The following is a 23,632-nucleotide window of genomic DNA, read 5'->3' as shown; positions in this document are numbered from 1 at the left end:
GCACCGCAAGAGCGTATGATTCGCAGGAGAGACAAGAATGAAAATTTTCCAACGCTACAACCCGCTTCAGGTGGCGAAGTACGTGAAGATCCTGTTCCGTGGACGGTTGTACATCAAGGATGTTGGCGCTTTTGAGTTCGATAAGGGCAAAATCCTTATCCCAAAAGTGAAGGACAAACAGCATTTTTCTGTGATGTCCGAAGTCAACCGTCAGGTTATGCGTCTGCAAACTGAGATGGCTTAACCAACGTGCTATGCAGTAGTAAATAAGCAGTAGTAGATAAAAAGACGGCTCCCGATGGGAGCCGTTGATGTTTGTGGGGACAGGCACGTTATGCCGAGACCTTCTCTTCCGCATCCGGCAGCTTTGGCACCAGCACGGTCGGTTTGTTGTCAATGCGCGTCACCAGCAGCTGGTCGATGCGGTAGTTATCAATATCCACCACTTCAAACTTAAACCCGGAGAACTTCACCGAGTCGGTGCGTTTCGGGATTTTGCGCAGCATGAACATCATAAAGCCGCCAATGGTCTCGTAGTTGCCGGACTGCGGGAACTCGTCGATATCCAGCACGCGCATCACGTCTTCAATTGGCGTACCGCCGTCAATCAGCCATGAGTTGTCATCACGCTGAACGATTTGCTCTTCCAGCCCCTGGCCGACCAGGTCGCCCATCAGCGTGGTCATTACGTCGTTGAGGGTGATAATCCCCACCACCAGCGCGTATTCGTTCATGATCACCGCGAAGTCTTCCCCGGCGGATTTGAAACTTTCCAGCGCTTCAGAGAGCGTCAGGGTGTCCGGCACAATCAGGGTATTGCGGATCTGCACGCCGCTGTTGAGCGCCAGGCTCTGATTCGCCAGCACCCGGTTCAGCAGGTCTTTAGAGTCGACGTAACCGATGATGTGGTCAATGTCTTCATTACAAACCAGGAACTTAGAATGCGGATGTTCTGCGACTTTTTGCTTCAGGCTCTGTTCGTCTTCGTGAAGATCGAACCAAATCACGTTTTCACGCCCGGTCATGGACGACGGCACGGTACGGGATTCAAGTTCAAATACGTTCTCGATAAGCTCGTGCTCCTGTTTGCGCAGCACGCCCGCCAGGGCTCCCGCTTCGAAGACCGCGTAGATATCGTCAGAGGTGATGTCGTCTTTACGTACCATCGGGATTTTGAACAGGCGGAAGATGCTATTAGCCAGACCGTTGAAGAACCAGACCAGCGGGCGGAACAGGAACAGGCAGAAGCGCATCGGGTTGATGATACGCAAAGCCACGGCTTCAGGCGCAATCATACCGATGCGTTTCGGGGTTAAATCCGCAAACAAAATGAACAGGCCCGTCACCAGCGAGAAGGAGAGGATGAAGCTCAACTGCTCGGAGAGTTCCGGTGAAAAGTAGCGTGAGAACAGGCCGTGGAACACCGGCGAGAACGCCGCATCGCCCACGATACCGCCCAGAATGGCGACCGCGTTCAGGCCAATCTGCACCACGGTAAAGAACATGCCGGGGTTTTCCTGCATCTTCAGAATGCGTGATGCATTGATGTTGCCCTCGTCGGCAAGCAGCTTGAGTTTGATTTTACGGGAGGCGGCCAGCGAGATCTCGGATATCGAGAAAAATGCACTGACCGCGATAAGACAAAGTATTACTAAAATACTGTTTAACATAGTTTATCCGGCTTCAGCCAGATCCTCGGAAGGGAAGTTGATTACGTTTGTGTGAAGACACATAGAACACGGCTCGTAGCGTTGAGCCGATTATTTCAGCGGTAGTATAGCGTAAAGACCTGTAAATCTGCCAGAGGTCACGGTTTCGTCACGGCAGCTGTGGCAGGAGCCGGGCCATTGGCGGCCCGGCAGTCTACCCTGAGCGCCTATTTTGCGCCTGACAGGCTAACGTTTCCTGTCGTGCGACGCGTGGCATCGCCTCCCCACACTTCGTCATACTCATAGCCTGTGAGCTGCTTGATGACGACGCGGGTAGTGTCGTCGCAGTCGCGGTAATCACCGCCAAGCTTGCGGCGGGCAATCTCCCTGAGCAGCGTTTTGTGGGTTTCCCGGGTGAGTTTGAACCGGTAGGTGGTGAAGAAACTCACCGCCAGCAGCGCCGCCGTGGCGAAGATCATCAGCCCGATGATGGCGTTCAGCGCGCTTTCCGGCTGCGCGCCGCTGCCTTTCACGAAACCAGACTCCTGCAACACCAGGCCGATAATCATGATGGCAATCGCCACGGTACTTTTGCGCGTCAGCACCATCACGCCTGCAAAAATTCCTTCGCGGCGCTGCTGTGTGACCATCTCATCAATATCGGGAATAAAGCTGTAGATGTTCCAGGGGATGTAATAAAGCCCGGAACGCGCGGCACCCAGCAGGATAAAGACCGCCGAGAACACCAGGGTCGGCACCTGCGTTTTGGTGAGATAAACCGTAAAAAGAAACGCCAGCACGCAGAAAATACAGCCGTAGGAGAACCGCAGCGCGGCGGAAGGGGTCATGTTGAGCCGGTTTAACAGCAGCATAAAGCCATAGGTTCCCGGCACCGAAGCAAAGGCGGCAATACTCAGCCAGCCGGACACGGCGGCGGCATCCTGACTCAGGCAATACACCACGTAGTAGGTAAAGACTGAGCCAAACACGTCCATGGCGGTAAACGAGAAGATATAAATCATGATATGCAGCCGGAACGCCCGAATACGGAAGGACGAGAAGAGATCGAGCACCAGATATTTTAAATGGTTGACGAGACCGCTGCTGCGCTGATTATCGACCTTAAAGCTGGACTCCTGCTGTACGTCTTTGGCTTCCCAGGTGGTAAACCAGGTAATAAAGACCGCGATACAGAAGACGCAGGAAAATATCAGTCCGGTGAGGGTATAGGTAAACGGATTATCTTTGCCGGTAAATTGCATGATAACGCCGGGAACGGAGACCGCTAAAAAGCCCCCCAGCTGCGAGCAGATCATCCGCACCCCGGAGAGGCGGCTACGTTCCTCGTAGCGATTGGTCATCTCTGCCGCCAGCGTTTCCCACGGCACCAGCACCATCGCCGACAGCAACTCGATGGACAGATAGGTGCCAAGGTAGTACCAGTAGCCCATGTCCGTCAGCCACAGCAGGGCATAGAGAAACATCAGGGGCGAACTCAGCAATAAAAAGAAGCGCCGCCGCCCGAATTTACGCCCGAGCCAGGTATCACCGAAATTATCGGTAACGTAGCCCATAATCGGGCTTAAGAGGGCATCAATGACGCGGGCGATGGCAAAGATGGAGCCGGCCTCGACGACCGACAACCCGCAATAGGTAGTATAAAAAAATAACAGCCAGGTGCCGATAATGGCGAAAGCGCCTCCGCCAAACAGATCGGTTATGCCGTAGCCAAGCGCCACGCCATAACCAACTCTACGTTCAGTTGGTTTGACCATAATATTGTCCAGTGTAGGGTAATGAATGACCCGTTTTCGGGTCGTATTTTTATTAAGTTCTGGAATGCAAATTACGATTTAGTGGGTGATATCTATCCATTGCCGTAGTTGAGATGACCTATAAATTGCCTCCACAAGCCTGAGTGAGTGTCCGGCGGCGCGGATATCGGTGTAGTCCGTCACCTCCGGGTGAAGAAGGGCGTGATAAAAGCGGCGGATCGCCTGCTGGTGGCCCAGCCCCCAGTAGCTTTTGGCCGTGCCGTCCGGGGCTGCGTCGCTCGCCAGCCGGATGCGCTCCCCGGACGCGATCCGCCAGAGGGTGTTGTCGTTAAGCTGCAGCGTGCCGTGCTCGCAGTGGATCTCCAGCAGCAGGGGCGAGTCCGTGGTATTGCAGTTGCTGGCGTAAAACAGTCCGCGCGCGCCGTTGGCAAAGTGCAGCGTGGCCATCGCGCTGTCCTCTCCTTCGGTCACGTCGGCCAGTTCGCCGCTGTCGACCACCCCTTTTAGCCGGGTGACGCCGCCTGCGAACCACTGCATCAGGTCGAGGGTGTGAATGGCCTGGTTAATCAGCAGGCTGCCGCCCTCCGTTGCCAGACGACCGCGCCAGGGACTGTCGGTGTAATACGCCCCCGACCGGGACCAGGTGAGCACCGCCCGGATGCTCAGCATTCTCCCCAGCCCGCCGTCCTCCAGCTCTTTACGGATGCGCAGGCTGGTCGGGTTGAGCCGGTTCTGGTAGCACACGCCGAGCTTGCCGGTCGCCTGCGCGGCGGCCGCCATGATGTCGGCCAGTTCGCTGCTGTTCATCACCACCGGTTTTTCGCAAAATACGTGCTTACCGGCATTAAGCGCCGCCAGGATCATGTTTTTATGCTCGAAATGGGGCGTGCAGATATGCACCACGTCGAGGGTGTCATCGAGCAGCATCTCCCGGTAATCCTGATAAAAGCGGCACTGATAGGCCATTCCCAGCTTCAGCCCTTTCACGCTGTCGGTATCGGCCAGCGCGCGCAGCGCAACGTTGGGGATCTGACGCAGGGCGTTCACATGGCAGCTGTGAATGGCCCCGCAGCCGATAATGGCGCTGTTAAGCATGTCCATCGGCGTCTCCCTTATCCTGCCGCGTTCGCGAGCATTTGCGCCTTCACGCACAGCTCGGCGGCCTTAAAGGCGTGCGCCTGGGTCATGGCGTTTTCCGTGCGGTGCAGGCAGTCGAGGATCAGTTCGCCAAAGAACGGGAACCCGACCTGCCCGGCAACGGGGTAGCGGAACTCACCCTCCTTGTTGACGAGATACACCACGTCCTGCTCGCCGCGGGTCAAATCGACGTACTTGCGGATCTCGATATACCCCTCGGTACCCAGCAGCGTCAGCCGTCCGTCGCCCCAGGTCGACAGCCCGTCCGGGGTGAACCAGTCGCAGCGGAAATAGCCGCTCGCGCCGTTCTCACCTTTGATCATCGCGTCACCGAAATCTTCAAACGCCGGGTACTGCGGATGGTTCACGTTGCGCACCTGGCTGGCAACGATGTGGGCCTCGTGGTTGCCGGTGTAAAACAGGAACTGCTCGATCTGGTGGCTGCCGATGTCGCAGAGGATGCCGCCGAAGTCGCGGCGATCGTAGAACCACGCCGGGCGGCCCTGTCCCTCACGGTGTGGCCCCATGCCCAGCGTCTGCACCACGCGGCCAATCGCCCCCTGCTGCACCAACTGTCCGGCGAACACGGCGCTTTCTACGTGCAGGCGTTCGCTGTAGTAAACCGCGTATTTTTTACCGGTCTTCTCCACCATTGCTTTGGCGTCGGCCAGCTGTTCAAGGGTGGTCAGCGGCGCTTTGTCGGTAAAATAGTCCTTACCGGCGGCCATGGCTTTCAGCCCCAGCGCGCAGCGCCCGGAGGGAATGGCGGCCCCGGCCACCAGGCGCACCGCGTCATCGCTGAGAATAACCTCCAGCGAACGGGCCACTTTCACCTGCGGATACTGCTGCACAAACGCATCCACCTTCACCGGATCGGGATCGTAAACCCATTTCAGCGTCGCACCCGCCTCAATCAGCCCGTTGCACATGCCATAGATATGCCCGTGATCGAGCGCGGCGGCGGCAAAGACAAACTCGCCTTCCTGCACGACCGGCTGTGGCTTGCCGACCGGCGCGTAGTTCATTCCGTCATTTTTATTCATTGTCAGACTCCTCGATCCAGATCTTTGCCCAGAGGGATAGCGCCCACTTCGCTGAAGTTAGCGACGCTGGTGGATTTCTCGTAAAAGCGGGGGGCGAGCGCGTTGGTCCCGCCGGTGCGGTAAAACGGATCGTCGCGAAGGATTGGCAGCGACACCACCGCGCGCGTAATCGACGATTTATAGATCGCCGTAATCAGCTCCAGGGCACGCTTGCCCTGCACGCCATCGACCAGCGGAGCCGTGCCTTGCTCAATGGCATCAAGCAGGTCGTTGATCTGCCCGGTGTGCAGCGTCCATTTGAGCGTTGGCGTCTCCTGAAATACGGTGTTAAGCCGCGCTTCCCGCTGCCGATCCTGTACCTCCTGCGGGAAACCGTTGTCGGCGCTGACGCTGGCGTAGGCCTGCCACGGCGCGGAGATGCGCGCCTTATCGCCCTGAATAATGATTTTTTGATCTTCCCCGTGATGGACCACCGACGCGGTGATCTGCGCGAGCGCGCCGCTGGGGTATTTGAAAATGGCGGCGCTGAGATCCTCCACCTCGGCGTTGTCGTGCGCCACGTTGGTCATCATCGCCACCACCTCGGACGGGAAGCCGAGCATCCACTGAACGGCGTCGATGTGGTGTACGGCGTGATTAAGCGTGCAGCCGCCGCCCTCTTTCTCCCAGGTGCCGCGCCACCACAGGTCGTAGTAGCAGTGGCCGCGCCACCAGAAGGAGTCTACCTGAGCGTGGCAGACAGTCCCCGCAAGGCCCGAGTCCAGCGCCGCCTTCAGCCGCCAGAAGGCGTCGGTAAACCGGTTCTGGGCAATCACCGAGAGGATTTTGCCGCTCGACTGTTGGGCGGCGATCATCGCGTCGCACTCCTCCAGCGAGGCGGCCATCGGTTTTTCACACAGCACGTTGCAGCCGGCATGAAGCGCGTCAATGCTAATCCCGGCATGCACGTAGGGCGGGGTACACACGTCAACGATATCGAGATTGGGTTCAGATTCCAGCATCTGCCGGTGGCTTTCGTACACCCGGGCGTCCGTCAGGCCGTAGCGCACTTTTTTCTCGTGCGCCTTGTCCGGGTAGATATCGACCAGCGCCACAATCCGGCAGCGCGATCCAAACTGTAAATAGCCCTGAATATGGTTATGGGAGATATTGCCTGTTCCCACGATGGCGACATTGATCATGCTCTCTCCTCGGTCGTTACCAGGTGCCAGAGGCATCCAGGGTGATGCTGGTGGCCTCTTTGTCGGCAGAGGTGGCGATGCGCTGCTGAAGCAGGCGCAGATACTGTTTTTCGTTGAGCGGCAGTTCCACCCAGTCGTCGGTCCAGGTGGAAAGGTGCATCGCGTTGGAGAGCGTCAGCCCGCGAATGCCTTCCAGACCGGGGGCAATCAGCGGCTCGCCGCGCAGGATCGCCGCGCAGAAGTTAGCGGTAATGACGTGATGCTCGCTGTATTCCGGGGCCACGGGGATCGTGACTTCCCAGCACTCCGGCTCGCCGAAGCCGTTCTGCCAGCGGGCGTTAAATGCGGTTTCGGATTCGCGCAGTCGCCAGAAGCGCAGTTTGCCTTCTTCCACGACCACTTTGCCGCGGTCACCTGCAATCTCCAGGCGGTTGGTGCCCGGCGTTTCGGCGACGGTGGTGATAAACACCCCGGTGGCCCCGTTGGCGTATTCGGCGTAGGCCGTAACCTCGTCTTCAACCTCGATATCGCGGTGTTTGCCGAACTGGCAAAACGCGCGCAGACGCACCGGCATGCCCACCAGCCACTGCCAGAGATCGAGCTGATGCGGGTCCTGGTTGAGCAGCACGCCGCCGCCTTCACCCTTCCAGGTGGCGCGCCAGCCGCCGGAGTTGTAGTAGCTCTGCGAGCGATACCAGTTGGTGATTATCCAGTTGGAGCGGCGGATTTCGCCCAGCTCGCCGCTGTCGATCAGGTCTTTAACCTTCTGATAGAGCGGGTTAGGGCGCTGGTTATACATGATGCCAAAGGTCACGTCGCACTCGCGGGCGCAGGCGTTCATCTCCTGCACCTGTGCGGTGTAAACCCCCGCCGGTTTCTCGCACAGGGTATGAATGCCGCTGCGCATCGCCAGCATCGACAGGCGCGGATGGTCGTAATGCGGAGTGGCGACGATAACCGCGTCAATAAGCCCGCTCTGGAGCATCTCCTGCGCGTCGCTGAACAGAGGAATATCGCCTGTCAGCTGGCGAATCGCCGGATGCTTTTCCGGCGCATTGTCGCAAACCGCCGTCAGGCAGGCGTCGCTGACGGTGCCCGCCAGTAAATAGCGCGCGTGAACCGTACCAATATTACCGATTCCAATAATGCCAAAACGTACCTTTTCCATGTCACACCTTAATTTCAGTCGAAAAGAGTGATGACCGGAAAATAAGAAAGGGATGACGCAGCGACAATGTGTTTTTGTGAGAATACTCGCAACCTCCTTAAGTAATCTCTAACGACATTGAAATTTGGTTTTAAAATCAATGCGCTGTTTCTGCAAATATTTGCAAAAACCGAATGTGAGCGAGGTCACGCAATGCCGGGAAAATTAAAAATGGAGGAGATCGCCGCCCTGACGGGATATTCCGTCAGTACCGTTTCCAGGGTGTTAAGCGGTAAATCCTATACCAGCGACAAGGCCCGGGAGGCCATTGTCAGCACCGCGCGGGAGCTGGGCGTGCTGGAGTCGATGGCCAGCGGGCGTCTGCTGATTAACGGCATTGCGGTGTTTGCTCCGGAAAGAACCTTTCAGGGGCGCGGCGATATATTTTATCTGGAAGTGACCAAAGGTATTGCAGAGGCCAGCGCACCGCATAATGTCTGGGTGAGCTATTGCGGATTAGAAGAACAGAATGCCGACGTAAAATTATTCCTCGAAAAGGCGAGCCATAAAAATATTAACGCGGTAATTATCATTGGAACTGATGATTCCACCATTTTTAAACTGGCCGGGACGCTGAATAAACCCTGTGTGTTAATTAATTCGGTCGACAGGGATCGCCTGCTCGATTCCGTTTCGCCCGACCATCGCGCCATCGGGTTTACCGCCATGCAGTATCTTTTTGAGCAGGGGCATCGTCGGGTATTAACCCTGACCTGCCTGCGGCGGGAAACGCTCTACGCGCGGCTGGACGGCATCAAAGAGGCGTATCGCCATTTTCACGTCAATTTTGAGCCGCAGCGCGACCTGCTGGTGACGGAGTGGTTTACCGCAGAGGAGGCCGAGCGCGCGCTGGACGAGTGGTTGTCGGGTCATGACCGAGCGCAGTGGCCGGAGGTGATTTTCCCCAACAGTACCAGCATGACGGAGGGCGTACTCAGGGTGCTGGCGCGCCGTGGGCTGCGGATACCGGAAGATATCTCCCTTATTACGACCGATTTTGCGTGGAACCTTGAACACCGGCTGGATAAACCGGTCACCGGGATAACGGTGCCCTGCCGCGATCTTGGCATTGAAGCGGTGCACCTGCTGCAGACGCGCCTGAACCGGCCACAGGCGCCGGTCTATAACCTGCTGCTGCAGGGAAAAGCGGTAGATTACGGGTCGGTGAGTAACGCCACGCGCCACGCAGCTCGCGTGGCGCTGAAGCAGTAATCAGGCCAGCTGTGGCGGCAGGCACACGCCGATGCCCCCGATCCCGCAGTAGCCGTACGGATTTTTATGCAAATATTGCTGGTGGTCGTCCTCTGCATAGTAAAACGGCTTCGCCGTGGCGATTTCGGTGGTCACCTGGCGTTTATCGCCCGCGTCATGCATGGCCTGCTGGAAGCGTTCCAGGCTGGCGCGTGCGGCGGCATCCTGCTCGGGGGTGAGCGGATAAATGGCGGAGCGATACTGCGTACCGTGGTCGTTACCCTGCTGCATACCCTGCGCCGGATCGTGATTTTCCCAGAACACCTGCAGAAGCTGTTCATAGCTGATGATGGCCGGGTCATATACCACGCGCACCGCTTCCGCGTGGCCGGTATCACCGGAGCACACTTCGCGGTAGGTTGGGTTTGGCGTGTAGCCCCCGGTATAGCCTGCGGCGGTACTGTAAACGCCGGGAAGCTGCCAGAACAGACGTTCCACGCCCCAGAAGCAGCCCATCGCGAACAGGGCGATCTCCATTCCATCAGGAACGTTTGTCATTGAATGGTGATTTACGGCGTGTAACGTCGCCACTGGCATGGGGGTATTGCGTCCCGGTAATGCATCGGCTTGCGAAACCAGATGCTTTTTGTCGAATAAACTCACGGTGGGGCCTCCGGGGTAGCGATGTTTCGGTTAAGGTTGTCACGGCGCGTTTAATTGAACACAATAAACGCGCTGAATGAGTCTAGATTTAATCATAAGAAATATTTGGGTGTTAAACCCTTTTTCAACCCACGAATTGGGTTTTGGGCTGTAAAGCCGTGAGAAGCCGTGGAACGGCACTTCATTTTGCTTCCAGGGGTGGATACAGGGATATTCAGGAGAAAACGTGACAAAGATCCGCCAGTTATGTTTCGTCAGCCTGTTGCTGACAAGCGGGGTTGCCAGCGCGGCGAATGTCCGTTTGCAGGTTGAAGGGTTATCCGGGGCGCTGGAAAAAAACGTTCGTGCGCAGCTGTCAACGATCCAGAGTGACGAAGTGACGCCGGACCGGCGATTTCGCGCGCGCGTGGATGATGCGATCCGCGACGGGCTAAAGGCGCTGGGGTATTACGAACCGACCATCGATTTCGACCTGCGTCCGCCTCCGGCTAAAGGGCGGCAGGTACTCATTGCCCGCGTCTCGCCCGGGGAACCGGTAAAAATAGGCGGTACCAACGTGGTGCTGCGCGGCGACGCGCGTACCGACCGGGATTATCTCGACCTGCTGAGCACGCGCCCGCGCGTCGGCACCGTGCTTAACCACGGCGACTACGATCGTTTCAAAAAGTCATTAACCAGCGTGTCGCTGCGCAAAGGTTACTTTGACAGCCAGTTCAATAAAAGCCAGCTGGGCGTGGCGCTCGACAGACACCAGGCCTTCTGGGATATCGATTATGACAGCGGCGAGCGCTACCGCTTTGGGGCGGTGACCTTTGAAGGTTCGCAAATTCGCGAAGAGTACCTGCAAAACCTGGTGCCGTTCAAAACGGGCGATTATTACCAGTCGAGCGATCTGGCCGAGCTGAACCGTCGTCTGTCGGCTACCGGCTGGTTTAACTCGGTGGTCGTTGCGCCGGAATTTGATAAATCGCGCAAAACGAAAGTTCTGCCGCTGCATGGCGTGGTTTCGCCGCGCACGGAAAACACCATCGAAACCGGGGTAGGTTATTCCACGGATGTGGGGCCGCGGGTGAAGGCGACGTGGAAAAAGCCGTGGATGAACTCCTACGGCCACAGCCTGACCACCAGCGCCAGCATCTCCGCGCCCGAGCAGCAGCTCGATTTTAGCTACAAGATGCCGCTGCTGAAGAACCCGCTTGAGCAATACTATTTGCTGCAGGGCGGCTTCAAGCGTACCGATTTGAACGATACCGAGCAGGACTCCACCACGCTTGCGGTCTCACGCTTCTGGGATCTCTCCAGCGGCTGGCAGCGCGCCATCAACCTGCGCTGGAGTCTCGACCACTTTACTCAGGCCAACGTCACCAATACCACCATGCTGCTTTATCCGGGCGTGATGATCAGCCGTACCCGCTCGCGCGGTGGCCTGATGCCAACCTGGGGTGATTCCCAGCGCTACTCCATCGACTATTCCAACACGATGTGGGGGTCCGACGTGGACTTCACGGTCGTGCAGGCGCAAAACGTCTGGATCCGAACGCTGCTGGATAAACACCGCTTCGTGATGCGCGGCAACCTTGGCTGGATCGAAACCGATGATTTTGAGCGCGTTCCGCCGGATCTGCGCTTCTTCGCCGGGGGCGACCGCAGTATTCGTGGCTATAAGTACAAATCAATCTCGCCGGAAAACGACAAAGGCCAGCTCACCGGGGCATCCAAGCTGGCAACCGGCTCGCTGGAGTATCAATACAACGTCAGCGGCAAGTGGTGGGGCGCGATGTTCGTTGACGGCGGTGAAGCAGTTAACGACATCCGCAGAAGCGATTTCAAAACCGGCGCGGGCGTAGGCGTGCGCTGGCAGTCGCCCGTCGGGCCTATCAAGCTCGACTTTGCCGTGCCGGTGGGTGACAAAGACGAACACGGTTTACAGTTTTACATCGGTCTGGGGCCTGAATTATGAGTTTATGGAAGAAGATAAGCCTCGGGGTGCTGATATTTATCGTGCTGTTGCTTGGTACGGTGGCGTTTCTGGTCGGAACGACCACGGGTTTACACCTGCTGTTTAACGCGGCTAACCGCTGGGTGCCGGGGCTGGAGATAGGCCAGGTCACCGGCGGCTGGCGCGATCTGCGTCTGAAAAACATTCGTTATGAGCAGCCGGGCGTAGCGGTTAACGCCGGTGAATTCCATCTGGCGGTGAAGCTGGGCTGCCTGCGGGACAGCAAGCTCTGCGTAAACGATCTGTCGCTAAAAGATGTGAACGTGGCGATAGATTCGAAAAAAATGCCGAAGTCAGAGCCGGTGCAGGAAGAGGACAGCGGTCCGCTTAACCTCTCCACGCCGTACCCGATTGCGCTCTACCGGGTGGCGCTGGACAACGTCAATGTCAAAATTGACGACACCACCGTGTCGGTAATGGATTTCACCTCCGGCCTGCGCTGGCAGGAGAAAAACCTCACCCTGACGCCCACCTCCCTGCAGGGGCTGCTGATTGCCCTGCCGAAGGTGGCCGAGGTGGCGCAGGAGGAGGTGGTTGAACCGAAGATCCAGAACCCGCAGCCGGATGAAAAACCGCTGGGCGAAACGCTGAAGGATCTGTTCTCGAAACCGGTCCTGCCGGAGATGACCGACGTTCATCTGCCGCTGAACCTTAATATCGAAGAGTTTAAAGGCGAGCAGTTGCGCCTGACCGGTGACACCGATTTAACCGTCTTTAACATGCTGCTCAAGGTCAGCAGTATCGACGGCAACATGAAGCTCGATGCGCTGGATATCGACACCAACCAGGGTTCGGTCAACGCCACGGGCAATGCGCTGCTGCGCGATAACTGGCCGGTGGATATCACCCTGAACAGCGCGCTCAACATCGACCCGCTGAAAGGCGAGAAGGTGAAGCTGAAGGTTGGCGGTGCGCTGCGCGAGAAGCTGGAGTTTGGCATTAACCTCTCCGGGCCGGTGGACATGGTGCTGCGCGGGCAAACGCAACTGGCGCAGGCCGGATTACCGATCAACCTGGAGATTGTCAGCCAGCAGCTTTACTGGCCGTTTACCGGCGAAAAACAGTTCCAGGCCGACGATCTGAAGCTGAAGCTGAGCGGCAAAATGACCGACTATACGCTGTCGTTCCGCACGGCGGTGAAAGGCCAGGGCGTGCCGCCCGCGACGATTACGCTGGATGCGAAGGGCAACGAGCAGCAGGTTAATCTCGACAAGCTCACCGTGGCGGCGCTGGAAGGTACCACCGAGCTGACCGCGCTGCTGGACTGGCAGCAGGCCATCAGCTGGCGGGGCGAGCTTAAGCTCAAGGGGATCAACACCGCCAAAGAGGTGCCGGACTGGCCGTCGAAACTTGATGGCCTGATCAAAACCCGGGGCAGCCTGTACGGCGGTACGTGGCAGATGGACGTGCCGGAAATCAAGCTCACCGGTAACGTGAAGCAGAACAAGGTCAACGTTGAAGGCGCGGTGAAGGGCAACAGCTACCTGCAATGGACGATTCCCGGCCTGCACGTGGCGCTGGGGCGTAACACCGCGGATATCAAAGGCGAGCTGGGGGTGAAAGACCTCGAACTGGACGCCACCATCGATGCGCCAAATCTCGATAACGCCCTGCCGGGCCTTGGCGGCACGGCAAAAGGTCTGGTGAAGGTGCGCGGGACGGTGGATGCACCGCAGTTGCTGGCGGATATCACCGCCAATAACCTGCGCTGGCAGGAGCTGTCCGTTGCGCGCGTTCGCGTGGACGGGGATGTGAAATCCACGGACCAGATTGGCGGTAACCTGAACCTGCGCGTGGAGCGCATCTCTCAGCCCGGCGTGAACATCAACCTGGTCACGCTCGACGCCAAAGGCAACGAGAAGCAGCACGATCTCCAGCTACGGGTGCAGGGCGAGCCGGTTTCAGGGCAGCTTCACCTGGCGGGCAGCTTCGATCGCAAAGCGGCGCGCTGGAAAGGGACGCTGGATAACACCCGTTTCAGTACGCCGGTCGGGCCGCTGGCGCTGTCGCGCTCAATCGCGCTGGACTACCGCAACGCCGAGCAGAAGATCAGCATTGGGCCACACTGCTGGACCAACCCGAATGCCGAACTGTGCGTACCGCAAACCATTGATGCCGGTGCAGAAGGGCGCGCGCAGGTGAATCTCAAACGCTTCGACCTGGCGATGCTTAAACCCTTCATGCCTGACACCACGCAGGCCAGCGGCGTATTCACCGGCAAGGCCGACGTGGCGTGGGACACCACCAAAGAGGGCTTGCCGGAGGGCAGCGTGTCGCTCTCCGGGCGCAACGTGAAGGTAACGCAGGAGGTCAATGACGCCTCGCTACCGGTCGCGTTCGACACCCTGAACGTCAACGCGGAGCTGCGTAACAACCGCGCGGAGCTGGGATGGCTTATCCGCCTGACCAACAACGGCCAGTTTGACGGGCAGGTGCAAATCACCGATCCGCAGGGGCGGCGTAATCTCGGCGGCAACGTCAATATCCGCAACTTCAATCTGGCGATGGTCAACCCGATTTTCTCTCGCGGAGAGAAAGCGGCGGGCACCCTGAACGCTAACCTGCGTCTGGCGGGGGACGCCCAGGGGCCGCAGCTGTTCGGCCAGATGCAGCTGAACGGCATTGATATTGACGGGAACTTCATGCCGTTTGATATGCAGCCGAGCCAGCTTTCAATGAACTTTAACGGCAGGAGTTCGACCCTGGCCGGGGTTGTGCGCACGCAGCAAGGGCAAATCAACCTGAGCGGTGATGCGGACTGGAGCCAGCTGGATAACTGGCGTGCGCGCGTCGCGGCGAAGGGCAGCCGGGTACGCATTACGGTGCCACCGATGGTGCGCCTGGACGTGTCGCCGGATGTCGTCTTTGAGGCGACGCCAAGCCTCTTTACGCTTGATGGACGCGTGGACGTGCCGTGGGCGCGTATCGTGGTTCACGAGGTGCCGGAAAGCGCGGTGGGCGTCTCCAGTGACGAAGTTATGCTCAATGAAAATCTGAAACCTGTCGAACAGAAGAGCGCTGGCATCCCGATCAATAGTAATCTTATTGTGCACGTGGGGAATAACGTGCGTTTGGATGCGTTTGGGCTGAAGGCAAGGCTGACGGGCGATCTGAAAGTGGCGCAGGATCAGCAGGGACTTGGCCTCAACGGACAAATCAATATTCCTGAAGGGCGTTTCCACGCCTACGGTCAGGATCTGATTGTGCGTAAAGGCGAACTGCTGTTCTCCGGCCCGCCGGATCAACCGCTGCTGAACATCGAAGCGATTCGTAACCCTGAGGCCACCGAAAACGACGTCATTGCGGGCGTGCGTGTCACCGGCTCTGCCGACGAACCGAAGGCGGAAATCTTCTCCGACCCGGCGATGTCGCAACAGGAAGCGTTGTCTTACCTGCTGCGCGGGCAAGGTCTGGATAGCGGTCAGAGCGACAGTGCGGCGATGACGTCAATGTTAGTCGGTCTGGGGGTTGCACAAAGTGGTCAGGTTGTGGGTAAAATCGGCGAGACGTTCGGCGTAAGCAATCTGGCACTGGATACTCAGGGCGTGGGTGACTCTTCGCAGGTAGTGGTCAGCGGCTACGTACTGCCGGGTCTGCAGGTAAAATACGGTGTGGGGATCTTTGACTCACTGGCAACACTCACGCTACGCTATCGCCTGATGCCTAAGCTATATCTGGAAGCAGTGTCTGGCGTAGACCAGGCACTTGATCTGCTCTATCAGTTTGAGTTTTAGCAATGCGAATATTTGTTTACGGCAGTTTACGCACCAAGCAAGGCAACAGTCACTGGATGACCAACGCCCTGCTGCTGGGAAATTACAATATCGAGAACTACCAGTTGTACAGTCTGGGCCACTATCCAGGCGCGGTTCCGGGAAACGGAACGGTACAGGGTGAGGTTTATCGTATTGATAATGCCACGTTAGCCGAACTTGATGCCTTGCGCACCAGGGGCGGTGAATACGCTCGCCAGTTGATCCAGACGCCGTACGGGAGTGCATGGATGTACGTGTACCAACGTTCGGTCGAAGGGTTAACGCTGATTGAAAGCGGTAACTGGTTAGACAGAGACCAGTACTGAGAAAAACAACGCCACCGCAAGGTGGCGTTGTTTTTTGCGCCTTATGCCGGATGACCCGGCCTGCATGTTCATTGCAGGACCGTGCAAGCGTAGCGCCGCCGGGCGACACTCTTCAGCCACAAAAAAGCCCCGGCTCGCGGGGCTTTCAGCAATCGGCAGTAAGAATTACTTCTTAGCCGCACGCTCGAAGGACGCAACGATTTCTGCTTTAGCCGCTTCAGCGTTGTCCCAACCGTCAACTTTAACCCATTTGCCTTTTTCGAGGTCTTTGTAGTGCTCGAAGAAGTGAGTGATCTGCGCTTTCAGCAGCTCTGGCAGGTCGTTCACATCTTTAATGTGATCGTACTCTTTGCTCAGCTTGGTGTGCGGGACCGCAACCAGTTTGGCATCTTCGCCCGCTTCGTCGGTCATTTTCAGCACGCCAACTGGACGGCAGCGAATGACTGCGCCTGGCTGCAGTGGGTATGGCGTTGGGACCAGCACGTCAACCGGGTCACCGTCCAGAGACAGGGTGTGGTTGATGTAACCGTAGTTGCACGGATAGAACATCGCGGTAGACATGAAACGGTCTACGAACAGGGCACCGGTGTCTTTGTCGATTTCGTATTTGATAGGATCTGCGTTGGCCGGGATTTCGATAACAACGTAGATGTCTTCTGGCAGTTCTTTACCCGCAGGGACGTTGAGTAAGCTCATGTCTGTGTCCTTTAAAATGGATGGTAAACAAGTGGCAGGTATTATAGCCAACTGGCGCTGAATGTCTCCGCCTGTTTTCGCCTTCTCTGCCCCGCAAGCCCACTTTTCAGACCCTTTCCATGACAGGAAAATCCATAAACTCAGCCGCATTTTAAATGCCGAAATGAAAGCGATTACAAACTTGTGATTAACGTTTTATTCACTTTTCTGAAGTGTGATGTAACGCAATCCGTTACATCTCGCATTGGCTATAGTTTTTTCGCAGAACATCTTTTAACCAACAATAAACACCCTACGAGGACGTTCATATGTGGAAGCGCTTACTTCTTGTCACAGCAGTTTCGGCAGCCATGTCGTCTATGGCGATGGCTGCACCCTTAACCGTAGGATTTTCGCAGGTCGGCTCTGAATCCGGCTGGCGCGCCGCGGAGACCAGCGTGGCAAAAAGCGAGGCCGAAAAACGCGGTATCACGCTGAAAATTGCCGACGGCCAGCAAAAACAAGAGAACCAAATCAAAGCGGTACGCTCCTTCATCGCTCAGGGCGTAGATGCCATCTTCATTGCCCCGGTGGTCGCGACAGGCTGGGAGCCGGTACTGAAGGAAGCGAAAGATGCTGAAATTCCGGTCTTCCTGCTCGATCGTTCCATCGATGTAAAAGACAAATCTCTCTATATGACCACCGTGACGGCTGACAACGTGCTGGAAGGCAAATTGATCGGCGACTGGCTGGTGAAGCAGGTTGACGGCAAACCGTGCAACGTCGTTGAGCTGCAGGGCACCGTCGGCGCAAGCGTGGCCATCGACCGTAAGAAAGGCTTTGCCGAGGCCATCGCTAAGGCGCCAAACATTAAGATTATCCGTTCCCAGTCCGGCGACTTTACCCGCAGCAAAGGTAAAGAGGTAATGGAGAGCTTTATCAAGGCGGAAAACAACGGCAAAAACATCTGCATGGTTTACGCCCATAACGATGACATGGTGATCGGTGCGATCCAGGCGATTAAAGAAGCGGGCCTCAAGCCGGGCAAAGATATTCTCACTGGCTCTATCGACGGCGTGCCGGATATCTATAAAGCGATGATGGATGGCGAAGCGAACGCCAGCGTTGAGCTGACCCCTAACATGGCCGGCCCGGCATTCGACGCGCTGGAGAAATTCAAGAAAGACGGCACTAAGCCTGAACAGCTGACCATTACCAAATCGACGCTCTACCTGCCGGACACGGCGAAAGAAGAGTTAGAGAAGAAGAAAAATATGGGTTACTAAGCCAGTAAAATTGCCGGGTGGCGCTGCGCTAACCCGGCCTACGCTACGCTTTTTTGTAGGCCGGATAAGCGTAGCGCCATCCGGCTTGATGCAGGGGGAACCATGACCACCGAACACCATCAGGAAATCCTCCGCACAGAGGGCTTAAGCAAATTCTTTCCCGGCGTAAAAGCGCTGGATAACGTCGATTTCAGCCTGCGTCGCGGCGAAATCATGGCGTTGCTCGGCGAAAACGGCGCGGGAAAATCCACCCTGATTAAGGCGCTGACCGGCGTCTATCACGCCGATCGCGGCACCCTCTGGCTGGAGGGCAACGTCATTTCGCCGAAAAATACCGCCCATGCCCAACAGCTGGGGATTGGCACGGTGTATCAGGAAGTGAACCTGCTGCCGAATATGTCGGTGGCGGACAACCTGTTTATTGGCCGGGAACCCAGGCGCTTCGGCCTGCTGCGCCGTAAAGAGATGGAAGCGCGGGCCACGGCGCTGATGGCGTCTTATGGCTTCTCGCTCGACGTTCGCGAACCGCTGAACCGTTTTTCTGTGGCGATGCAGCAGATCGTGGCCATTTGCCGCGCCATCGATCTGTCGGCAAAAGTGCTGATCCTCGATGAGCCGACCGCCAGTCTCGACACCCAGGAAGTGGAAATGCTGTTCACCCTGATGCGCCAGCTGCGCGATCGGGGGGTGAGCCTGATCTTCGTCACCCACTTCCTCGATCAGGTGTATGACGTCAGCGATCGCATTACCGTTCTGCGTAACGGCAGCTTTGTCGGTTGCCGCGAAACCCGCGAGCTGCCGCAGATTGAGCTGGTCAAAATGATGCTGGGCCGCGAACTGGAGACCAACGCGCTGCAGCGTGCGGGCCGTACGCTTCTCAGCGATAAACCGGTCGCTGCGTTTAGCGGTTTCGGCAAAAAAGGGGTGATTGCGCCGTTCGATCTGCAGGTACGCCCCGGCGAGATCGTCGGTCTGGCGGGGCTGTTAGGATCGGGCCGCACCGAAACTGCCGAGGTGATCTTCGGGATCAAGCCTGCCGACAGTGGCAGCGCGCTGATCAAAGGCAAACCGCAAACCCTGCGATCGCCGCATCAGGCGTCGTGTCTTGGCGTCGGTTTCTGCCCGGAAGACCGCAAAACGGACGGCATTATTGCCGCCGCCTCGGTGCGCGAAAACATCATTCTCGCCCTGCAGGCGCAGCGCGGCTGGCTCAGGCCGATCCCGCGTAGAGAGCAAAACGCCATTGCTGAACGCTTTATCCGCCAGCTCGGCATCCGCACCCCGAGCGCGGAGCAGCCCATTGAGTTTCTCTCGGGCGGTAACCAGCAGAAGGTGCTGCTGTCACGCTGGCTGCTGACCAAACCGCAGTTCCTGATCCTCGACGAGCCGACGCGCGGTATCGACGTGGGCGCGCACGCCGAAATTATCCGGCTGATTGAAACGCTCTGCGCCGACGGGCTGGCGCTGCTGGTGATTTCGTCTGAGCTGGAGGAGCTGGTGGGCTATGCCGATCGGGTCATTATCATGCGCGATCGCAAGCAGGTCGCCGAGATCCCGCTGGATAAGCTCTCCGTTCCGGCAATCATGAACGCCATTGCGGCATAAGGAGTTAATCGTGATGTCCCGTTCACTTTCGCACACCGGCGAGACAAAGCGCCGCTTCACCTGGCCGACCGGCACGCCGCAAATCATCGCGCTGCTGCTGGTTCTGCTGGTGGACAGCCTGGTTGCGCCGCATTTCTTCCAGATAATCGTGCAGGATGGCCGCCTGTTTGGCAGCCCGATTGATATTTTAAACCGCGCCGCCCCGGTGGCGCTGCTGGCGATTGGCATGACGCTGGTGATTGCCACCGGCGGGATCGACCTCTCCGTCGGCGCCGTGATGGCCATTGCCGGCGCGACGGCCGCGTCGATGACCGTTGCCGGCCACGGCCTGCCGATGGTGCTGCTTGCCGCGCTGGGTGCTGGGGTACTGGCCGGGCTGTGGAACGGCATTCTGGTCGCCGTGCTGAAAATACAGCCGTTTGTTGCCACCCTGATTTTAATGGTTGCCGGACGCGGCGTGGCGCAGCTGATTACCTCCGGGCAGATTGTCACCTTTGACTCGCCGAGCCTGGCGTGGATCGGCAGCGGCAATTTTCTCTACTTCCCGATGCCGGTGATTATTGCCCTGGTGACGCTGATCGTGTTCTGGCTCTTTACCCGCAAAACGGCGCTCGGCATGTTCATTGAAGCCGTGGGAATCAACATTCGCGCGGCGAAAAACGCCGGGGTGAATACGCGGCTGATGGTGATGCTGACCTACGTGCTAAGCGGCGTATGTGCCGCTATTGCCGGGGTGATCGTCGCGGCGGATATTCGCGGAGCCGATGCCAACAACGCCGGGCTATGGCTGGAGCTGGATGCGATCCTCGCGGTCGTTATCGGCGGCGGTTCGCTGATGGGCGGGCGTTTTAACCTGCTGCTCTCGGTGACGGGCGCGCTGATTATTCAGGGGATGAATACCGGGATCCTGCTCTCCGGTTTCCAGCCTGAGCTAAACCAGGTGGTGAAAGCGGTGGTCGTGCTTTGCGTGCTGATCGTTCAGTCGCCGCGCTTCGTCAGCATCATTAAGGGGATCCGGGGCCATGATAAAACGTAATTTACCGTTGATGATTACACTGGGCGTGTTTGTGCTGGGCTATCTCTACTGCCTGACGCAATTCCCCGGCTTCGCCTCCACGCGGGTGATCTGCAATATCCTGACCGATAACGCCTTTTTAGGCATTATTGCCGTCGGAATGACCTTTGTGATCCTCTCCGGCGGGATCGATCTTTCCGTTGGCTCGGTGATCGCCTTTACCGGCGTGTTCCTCGCCAAAGCGATTGGCTTCTGGGGGATCTCACCGCTGCTGGCTTTCCCGCTGGTGCTGGTGATGGGCTGCGCGTTCGGCGCGTTTATGGGGCTGCTGATCGACGCACTCAAAATCCCGGCGTTCATTATTACCCTCGCCGGGATGTTCTTCCTGCGCGGCGTAAGCTATCTGGTGTCGGAGGAGTCGATTCCGATTAACCATCCTGTCTACGACACGCTCTCCAGCCTGGCGTGGAAAATTCCCGGCGGCGGGCGGCTGAGCGCGATGGGGCTGCTGATGCTGGGCGTGGTGGTAATTGGGATCTTCCTTGCGCACCGTACCCGCTTTGGTAATCAGGTGTATGCCATTGGCGGTAGCGCCACCTCGGCGAACCTGATGGGGATCTCCACGCGCAGCACGACGATCCGCATTTACATGCTTTCTACCGGGCTGGCGACGCTGGCTGGGATCGTGTTCTCGATTTATACCCAGGCAGGCTACGCGCTGGCGGGCGTGGGGGTAGAACTGGATGCGATCGCATCGGTGGTGATTGGCGGTACGCTGCTCAGCGGCGGCGTGGGCACGGTGCTCGGCACGCTGTTTGGCGTGGCGATCCAGGGGCTGATTCAAACCTATATCAACTTTGACGGCACGCTAAGCTCATGGTGGACGAAGATTGCCATCGGCATTCTGCTGTTTATCTTTATCGCCCTGCAGCGCGGCCTGACGGTACTCTGGGAGAACCGCCAAAGCTCGCCGGTTACACGCGTAAACGTGTCGACAACAAAGTGATAACACACTGAAATTGCTTAAAGACTAAACATTTTCCGGTAGCGGCCGATACCCTTATTTTATGCCCAGAAATATCTCGCTACCGGAAATAATATCATGCTTAAAACGCTATCGATTCGTACCGGCTTGCTTTCTTTACTGGCCGTTATGACCCTTCTGCTGCTGATTGTCAGCGGCATTGGCATTTATGCCCTCACACAGAGCTCTTCTTCACTCCAGCGCATCAACCACCTTCAGGGTGAGCAGATGGTGCAGCTTAATTCGGGTTACACGCTGATCCTGCGTGCGCGCAATGAAGCGGGCCAGGCCGTCCGCATGATGGAAATCGGCATGCTCGACGACGCGGCAAACGCGGTGAAGAACATTCAACAGGAAGTCATACAGGCCCAGAAAACGCTGAAAGCCGTTATTGACGGCGGCGTGGCGGATACGCAGGGGCAACAGCTGCTGGACAAGGTCGCGGCGAGCCTTGCGGCCTATAACCAGCAGGGGATCAACCCGATGCTGAAAGCCCTGAACGACCAGAGCGCGGATGGCTACTACGATCTGCTGGAGAACGCCCTGGTGCCGGTGGCGAAGCGGTTTGATAACGATATGCAGGCGTTTCAGGCGTGGAGCGACGCGCGGGGCAAAGCCGAAGTGAACGCCGTGCAGGCGAGTAAAACCCGGGTGATGATCCTGATCGTGGTGGCGGCGCTGCTGACGGCGGGCATTATCGTGCTGGCCTGGCTGGTTCTGCGCCATATGCTGCTTAAGCCGTTGTCGGCCTCTATTGCTCAGCTGGAGCATGTGGCGGCGGGCGACCTGACGCATACGCTCAACGCCCCGGCAAGCCAGGAGTTTAACCGCTTAAATGCGGCCATCGAGGAGATGCGCCAGTCGTTGATGGGCTCGGTGCTGCGCGTGCGCGATGCCAGTTCGCAGATCGATACCGGCAGCCGCGAGCTTACGGCGGGCAACATCAACCTCGCCCAGCGCACGGAATCGACTGCCACCTCGCTGGAGCAAACGGCGGCCAGCATGGAGGAGATTACCGCGACGGTGAAACTCAACGCAGACAATGCGGAACAGGCGCACCAGCTGGCGAAAACTGTTTCCGACACCGCCGATCACGGCAGCGAAATGGTCTGCTATGTGATTGAGAAGATGCGTGATATCTCCGGCAGCTCGGCGCGTATTGCTGACATCCTGAGCGTGATCGATGGCATCGCGTTCCAGACCAACATTCTGGCGCTAAACGCCTCCGTTGAGGCGGCGCGTGCGGGCGAGCAGGGGCGGGGGTTTGCGGTGGTTGCGGGCGAAGTGCGAAATCTGGCCAGCCGAAGCGCCGATGCCGCTAAAGAGATCCGCGCGCTTATCAGCGATTCGCAAACCCACGTGAATGAAGGGAGCGAGCTGGCGCAGCAGGCGGGGGAAACGATGGATGAGATCGCCACCGAAGTGCTGCGTATGACCAAACTGATGCGTGAAATCGCGACAGCGTCTCATGAACAGAGTCGTGGTATTGAGCAGGTCAATATTGCGGTCAACCAGATGGACGAAACCGCGCAGCAAAATGCGGCGCTGGTCCAGCAATCCTCTGCTGCGACGCACTCGCTGGAAGAACAGTCGCGCGAATTATTGGCTGCGATGGCGTCCTTTAAGCTGACGGCACAAACGGCCTGAAAACAGGCCTCCACCCTGGCGCTTGCGCCAGGGTTTATATTGTCGCTGAATTAATCGCGCCGATATTATCGTGAATACCGCCCATTAATATTTCCAGCGTGGTGGTTAACGCCAGCGCTTTTTCGGTGGGTTCAAGATACAGCCCTTTACGAATAAAGAGCGGCTCACTAAAGAGCTGCGTGAAACGCTTTAACGCCAGGCTCACCGCCGGGCGCGACATCTCCAGACGCACAGACGCCTTCGCCAGGCTTTTACAGCGAACCACCTCAATAAAGACAGGAATAAGATTTAAATCGATGCCGGTACAGGCTCGGGAATAGTTTTTCATCACCGGTATGCTCCAGGGAATATTTCATAAACTGTTATGAAAATAATGCAGGAGCGAGGATGCGGATTAAAGCGCCATTTTTATATTCATTTATACGGTTAACGATATAAATAAAAAGGGGAGCCA

General features: G+C 57.6%; 19 protein-coding genes. 10 read left to right on the top strand and 9 right to left on the bottom strand.

Annotation, left to right across the window (positions count from 1 at the left end; translation table 11 throughout):
- The first annotated feature begins 37 nt into the window (after positions 1-37).
- Positions 38-244 carry a DUF1107 domain-containing protein gene (locus I6L58_RS10200; RefSeq protein ID WP_006179016.1) on the top strand — a complete coding sequence of 69 codons (207 nt, stop codon included), beginning with the start codon at positions 38-40 and terminating at the stop codon, positions 242-244.
- A gap of 88 nt (positions 245-332) precedes the next feature.
- On the opposite strand, the gene I6L58_RS10195 is transcribed toward I6L58_RS10200, so the two are convergent.
- The 6 genes from I6L58_RS10195 to I6L58_RS10170 form a co-directional block, all read right to left on the bottom strand.
- A complete protein-coding gene (locus I6L58_RS10195; protein WP_006179018.1) occupies positions 333-1,670 on the bottom strand; it encodes a hemolysin family protein in 1,338 nt (445 codons plus the stop codon).
- Positions 1,671-1,876: 206 nt separating this feature from the next.
- Complete coding sequence (locus tag I6L58_RS10190; protein WP_088208725.1) at positions 1,877-3,424, bottom strand: MFS transporter; 1,548 nt, start codon at positions 3,422-3,424, stop codon at positions 1,877-1,879.
- Between the two features lie 78 nt (positions 3,425-3,502).
- Positions 3,503-4,525 carry a Gfo/Idh/MocA family protein gene (locus I6L58_RS10185; protein ID WP_058609544.1) on the bottom strand — a complete coding sequence of 341 codons (1,023 nt, stop codon included), beginning with the start codon at positions 4,523-4,525 and terminating at the stop codon, positions 3,503-3,505.
- An 11-nt stretch (positions 4,526-4,536) separates the two neighbouring features.
- Positions 4,537-5,604 carry a Gfo/Idh/MocA family protein gene (locus tag I6L58_RS10180; RefSeq protein ID WP_088208726.1) on the bottom strand — a complete coding sequence of 356 codons (1,068 nt, stop codon included), beginning with the start codon at positions 5,602-5,604 and terminating at the stop codon, positions 4,537-4,539.
- Positions 5,605-5,606: 2 nt separating this feature from the next.
- On the bottom strand, positions 5,607-6,785 hold the full coding sequence (locus I6L58_RS10175) for a Gfo/Idh/MocA family protein (protein ID WP_088208727.1): 1,179 nt from the start codon (positions 6,783-6,785) through the stop codon (positions 5,607-5,609).
- Positions 6,786-6,801: 16 nt separating this feature from the next.
- Complete coding sequence (locus tag I6L58_RS10170) at positions 6,802-7,953, bottom strand: Gfo/Idh/MocA family protein (RefSeq protein ID WP_088208728.1); 1,152 nt, start codon at positions 7,951-7,953, stop codon at positions 6,802-6,804.
- A 192-nt stretch (positions 7,954-8,145) separates the two neighbouring features.
- Between I6L58_RS10170 and I6L58_RS10165 the strand changes: the two genes are divergently transcribed.
- On the top strand, positions 8,146-9,204 hold the full coding sequence (locus tag I6L58_RS10165) for a LacI family DNA-binding transcriptional regulator (RefSeq protein WP_006179029.1): 1,059 nt from the start codon (positions 8,146-8,148) through the stop codon (positions 9,202-9,204).
- On the opposite strand, the gene msrA is transcribed toward I6L58_RS10165, so the two are convergent.
- Positions 9,205-9,846 carry a peptide-methionine (S)-S-oxide reductase MsrA gene (msrA, locus tag I6L58_RS10160; RefSeq protein WP_042322554.1) on the bottom strand — a complete coding sequence of 214 codons (642 nt, stop codon included), beginning with the start codon at positions 9,844-9,846 and terminating at the stop codon, positions 9,205-9,207.
- Positions 9,847-10,072: 226 nt separating this feature from the next.
- On the opposite strand from msrA, the gene tamA reads away from it, so the two are divergent.
- Genes tamA through I6L58_RS10145 form a run of 3 tightly spaced genes read left to right on the top strand, consistent with a single transcriptional unit; the run spans position 10,073 to position 15,926 of the window.
- The gene (gene tamA / locus I6L58_RS10155) at positions 10,073-11,806 is read left to right on the top strand and encodes an autotransporter assembly complex protein TamA (RefSeq protein WP_058609548.1); all 1,734 of its coding nucleotides are present in this window, start codon (positions 10,073-10,075) and stop codon (positions 11,804-11,806) included.
- Positions 11,803-15,579 carry an autotransporter assembly complex protein TamB gene (gene tamB / locus I6L58_RS10150; RefSeq protein WP_088208729.1) on the top strand — a complete coding sequence of 1,259 codons (3,777 nt, stop codon included), beginning with the start codon at positions 11,803-11,805 and terminating at the stop codon, positions 15,577-15,579. The genes tamA and tamB overlap by 4 nt, the downstream gene beginning before the upstream one ends.
- 2 nt (positions 15,580-15,581) lie before the next feature.
- The gene (locus I6L58_RS10145; RefSeq protein WP_006179035.1) at positions 15,582-15,926 is read left to right on the top strand and encodes a gamma-glutamylcyclotransferase family protein; all 345 of its coding nucleotides are present in this window, start codon (positions 15,582-15,584) and stop codon (positions 15,924-15,926) included.
- Between the two features lie 165 nt (positions 15,927-16,091).
- Here I6L58_RS10145 and ppa read toward each other — a convergent pair whose 3' ends face one another.
- On the bottom strand, positions 16,092-16,622 hold the full coding sequence (gene ppa, locus I6L58_RS10140) for an inorganic diphosphatase (RefSeq protein ID WP_042322557.1): 531 nt from the start codon (positions 16,620-16,622) through the stop codon (positions 16,092-16,094).
- A gap of 308 nt (positions 16,623-16,930) precedes the next feature.
- Between ppa and ytfQ the strand changes: the two genes are divergently transcribed.
- From ytfQ to I6L58_RS10115, 5 genes are all read left to right on the top strand, one after another.
- Positions 16,931-17,887: a galactofuranose ABC transporter substrate-binding protein YtfQ gene (gene ytfQ, locus I6L58_RS10135; protein WP_006179039.1), complete on the top strand. Its 957-nt coding sequence runs from the start codon at positions 16,931-16,933 to the stop codon at positions 17,885-17,887.
- Between the two features lie 102 nt (positions 17,888-17,989).
- The gene (gene ytfR, locus I6L58_RS10130) at positions 17,990-19,492 is read left to right on the top strand and encodes a galactofuranose ABC transporter, ATP-binding protein YtfR (RefSeq protein WP_006179041.1); all 1,503 of its coding nucleotides are present in this window, start codon (positions 17,990-17,992) and stop codon (positions 19,490-19,492) included.
- 10 nt (positions 19,493-19,502) lie between these two features.
- Positions 19,503-20,528 carry a galactofuranose ABC transporter, ATP-binding protein YtfT gene (gene ytfT, locus I6L58_RS10125; protein WP_161975916.1) on the top strand — a complete coding sequence of 342 codons (1,026 nt, stop codon included), beginning with the start codon at positions 19,503-19,505 and terminating at the stop codon, positions 20,526-20,528.
- Complete coding sequence (yjfF, locus tag I6L58_RS10120) at positions 20,515-21,513, top strand: galactofuranose ABC transporter, permease protein YjfF (RefSeq protein ID WP_042322562.1); 999 nt, start codon at positions 20,515-20,517, stop codon at positions 21,511-21,513. The genes ytfT and yjfF overlap by 14 nt, the downstream gene beginning before the upstream one ends.
- 96 nt (positions 21,514-21,609) lie before the next feature.
- Positions 21,610-23,178 (top strand): methyl-accepting chemotaxis protein, encoded by a 1,569-nt coding sequence (locus I6L58_RS10115; protein ID WP_088208731.1) that lies wholly within the window; start codon positions 21,610-21,612, stop codon positions 23,176-23,178.
- A gap of 34 nt (positions 23,179-23,212) precedes the next feature.
- Here the strand turns inward: I6L58_RS10115 and I6L58_RS10110 are convergent, their stop codons facing one another.
- Positions 23,213-23,506: a helix-turn-helix domain-containing protein gene (locus I6L58_RS10110; protein WP_088208732.1), complete on the bottom strand. Its 294-nt coding sequence runs from the start codon at positions 23,504-23,506 to the stop codon at positions 23,213-23,215.
- Positions 23,507-23,632: the final 126 nt, after the last annotated feature.

Source organism: Enterobacter cancerogenus (genome assembly GCF_019047785.1).
In the GTDB taxonomy this organism is placed as follows: Bacteria; Pseudomonadota; Gammaproteobacteria; order Enterobacterales; family Enterobacteriaceae; genus Enterobacter; species Enterobacter cancerogenus.
Note: the sequence above shows the minus strand (reverse complement) of the source record. Positions and strands in the feature narration are given on the sequence as shown.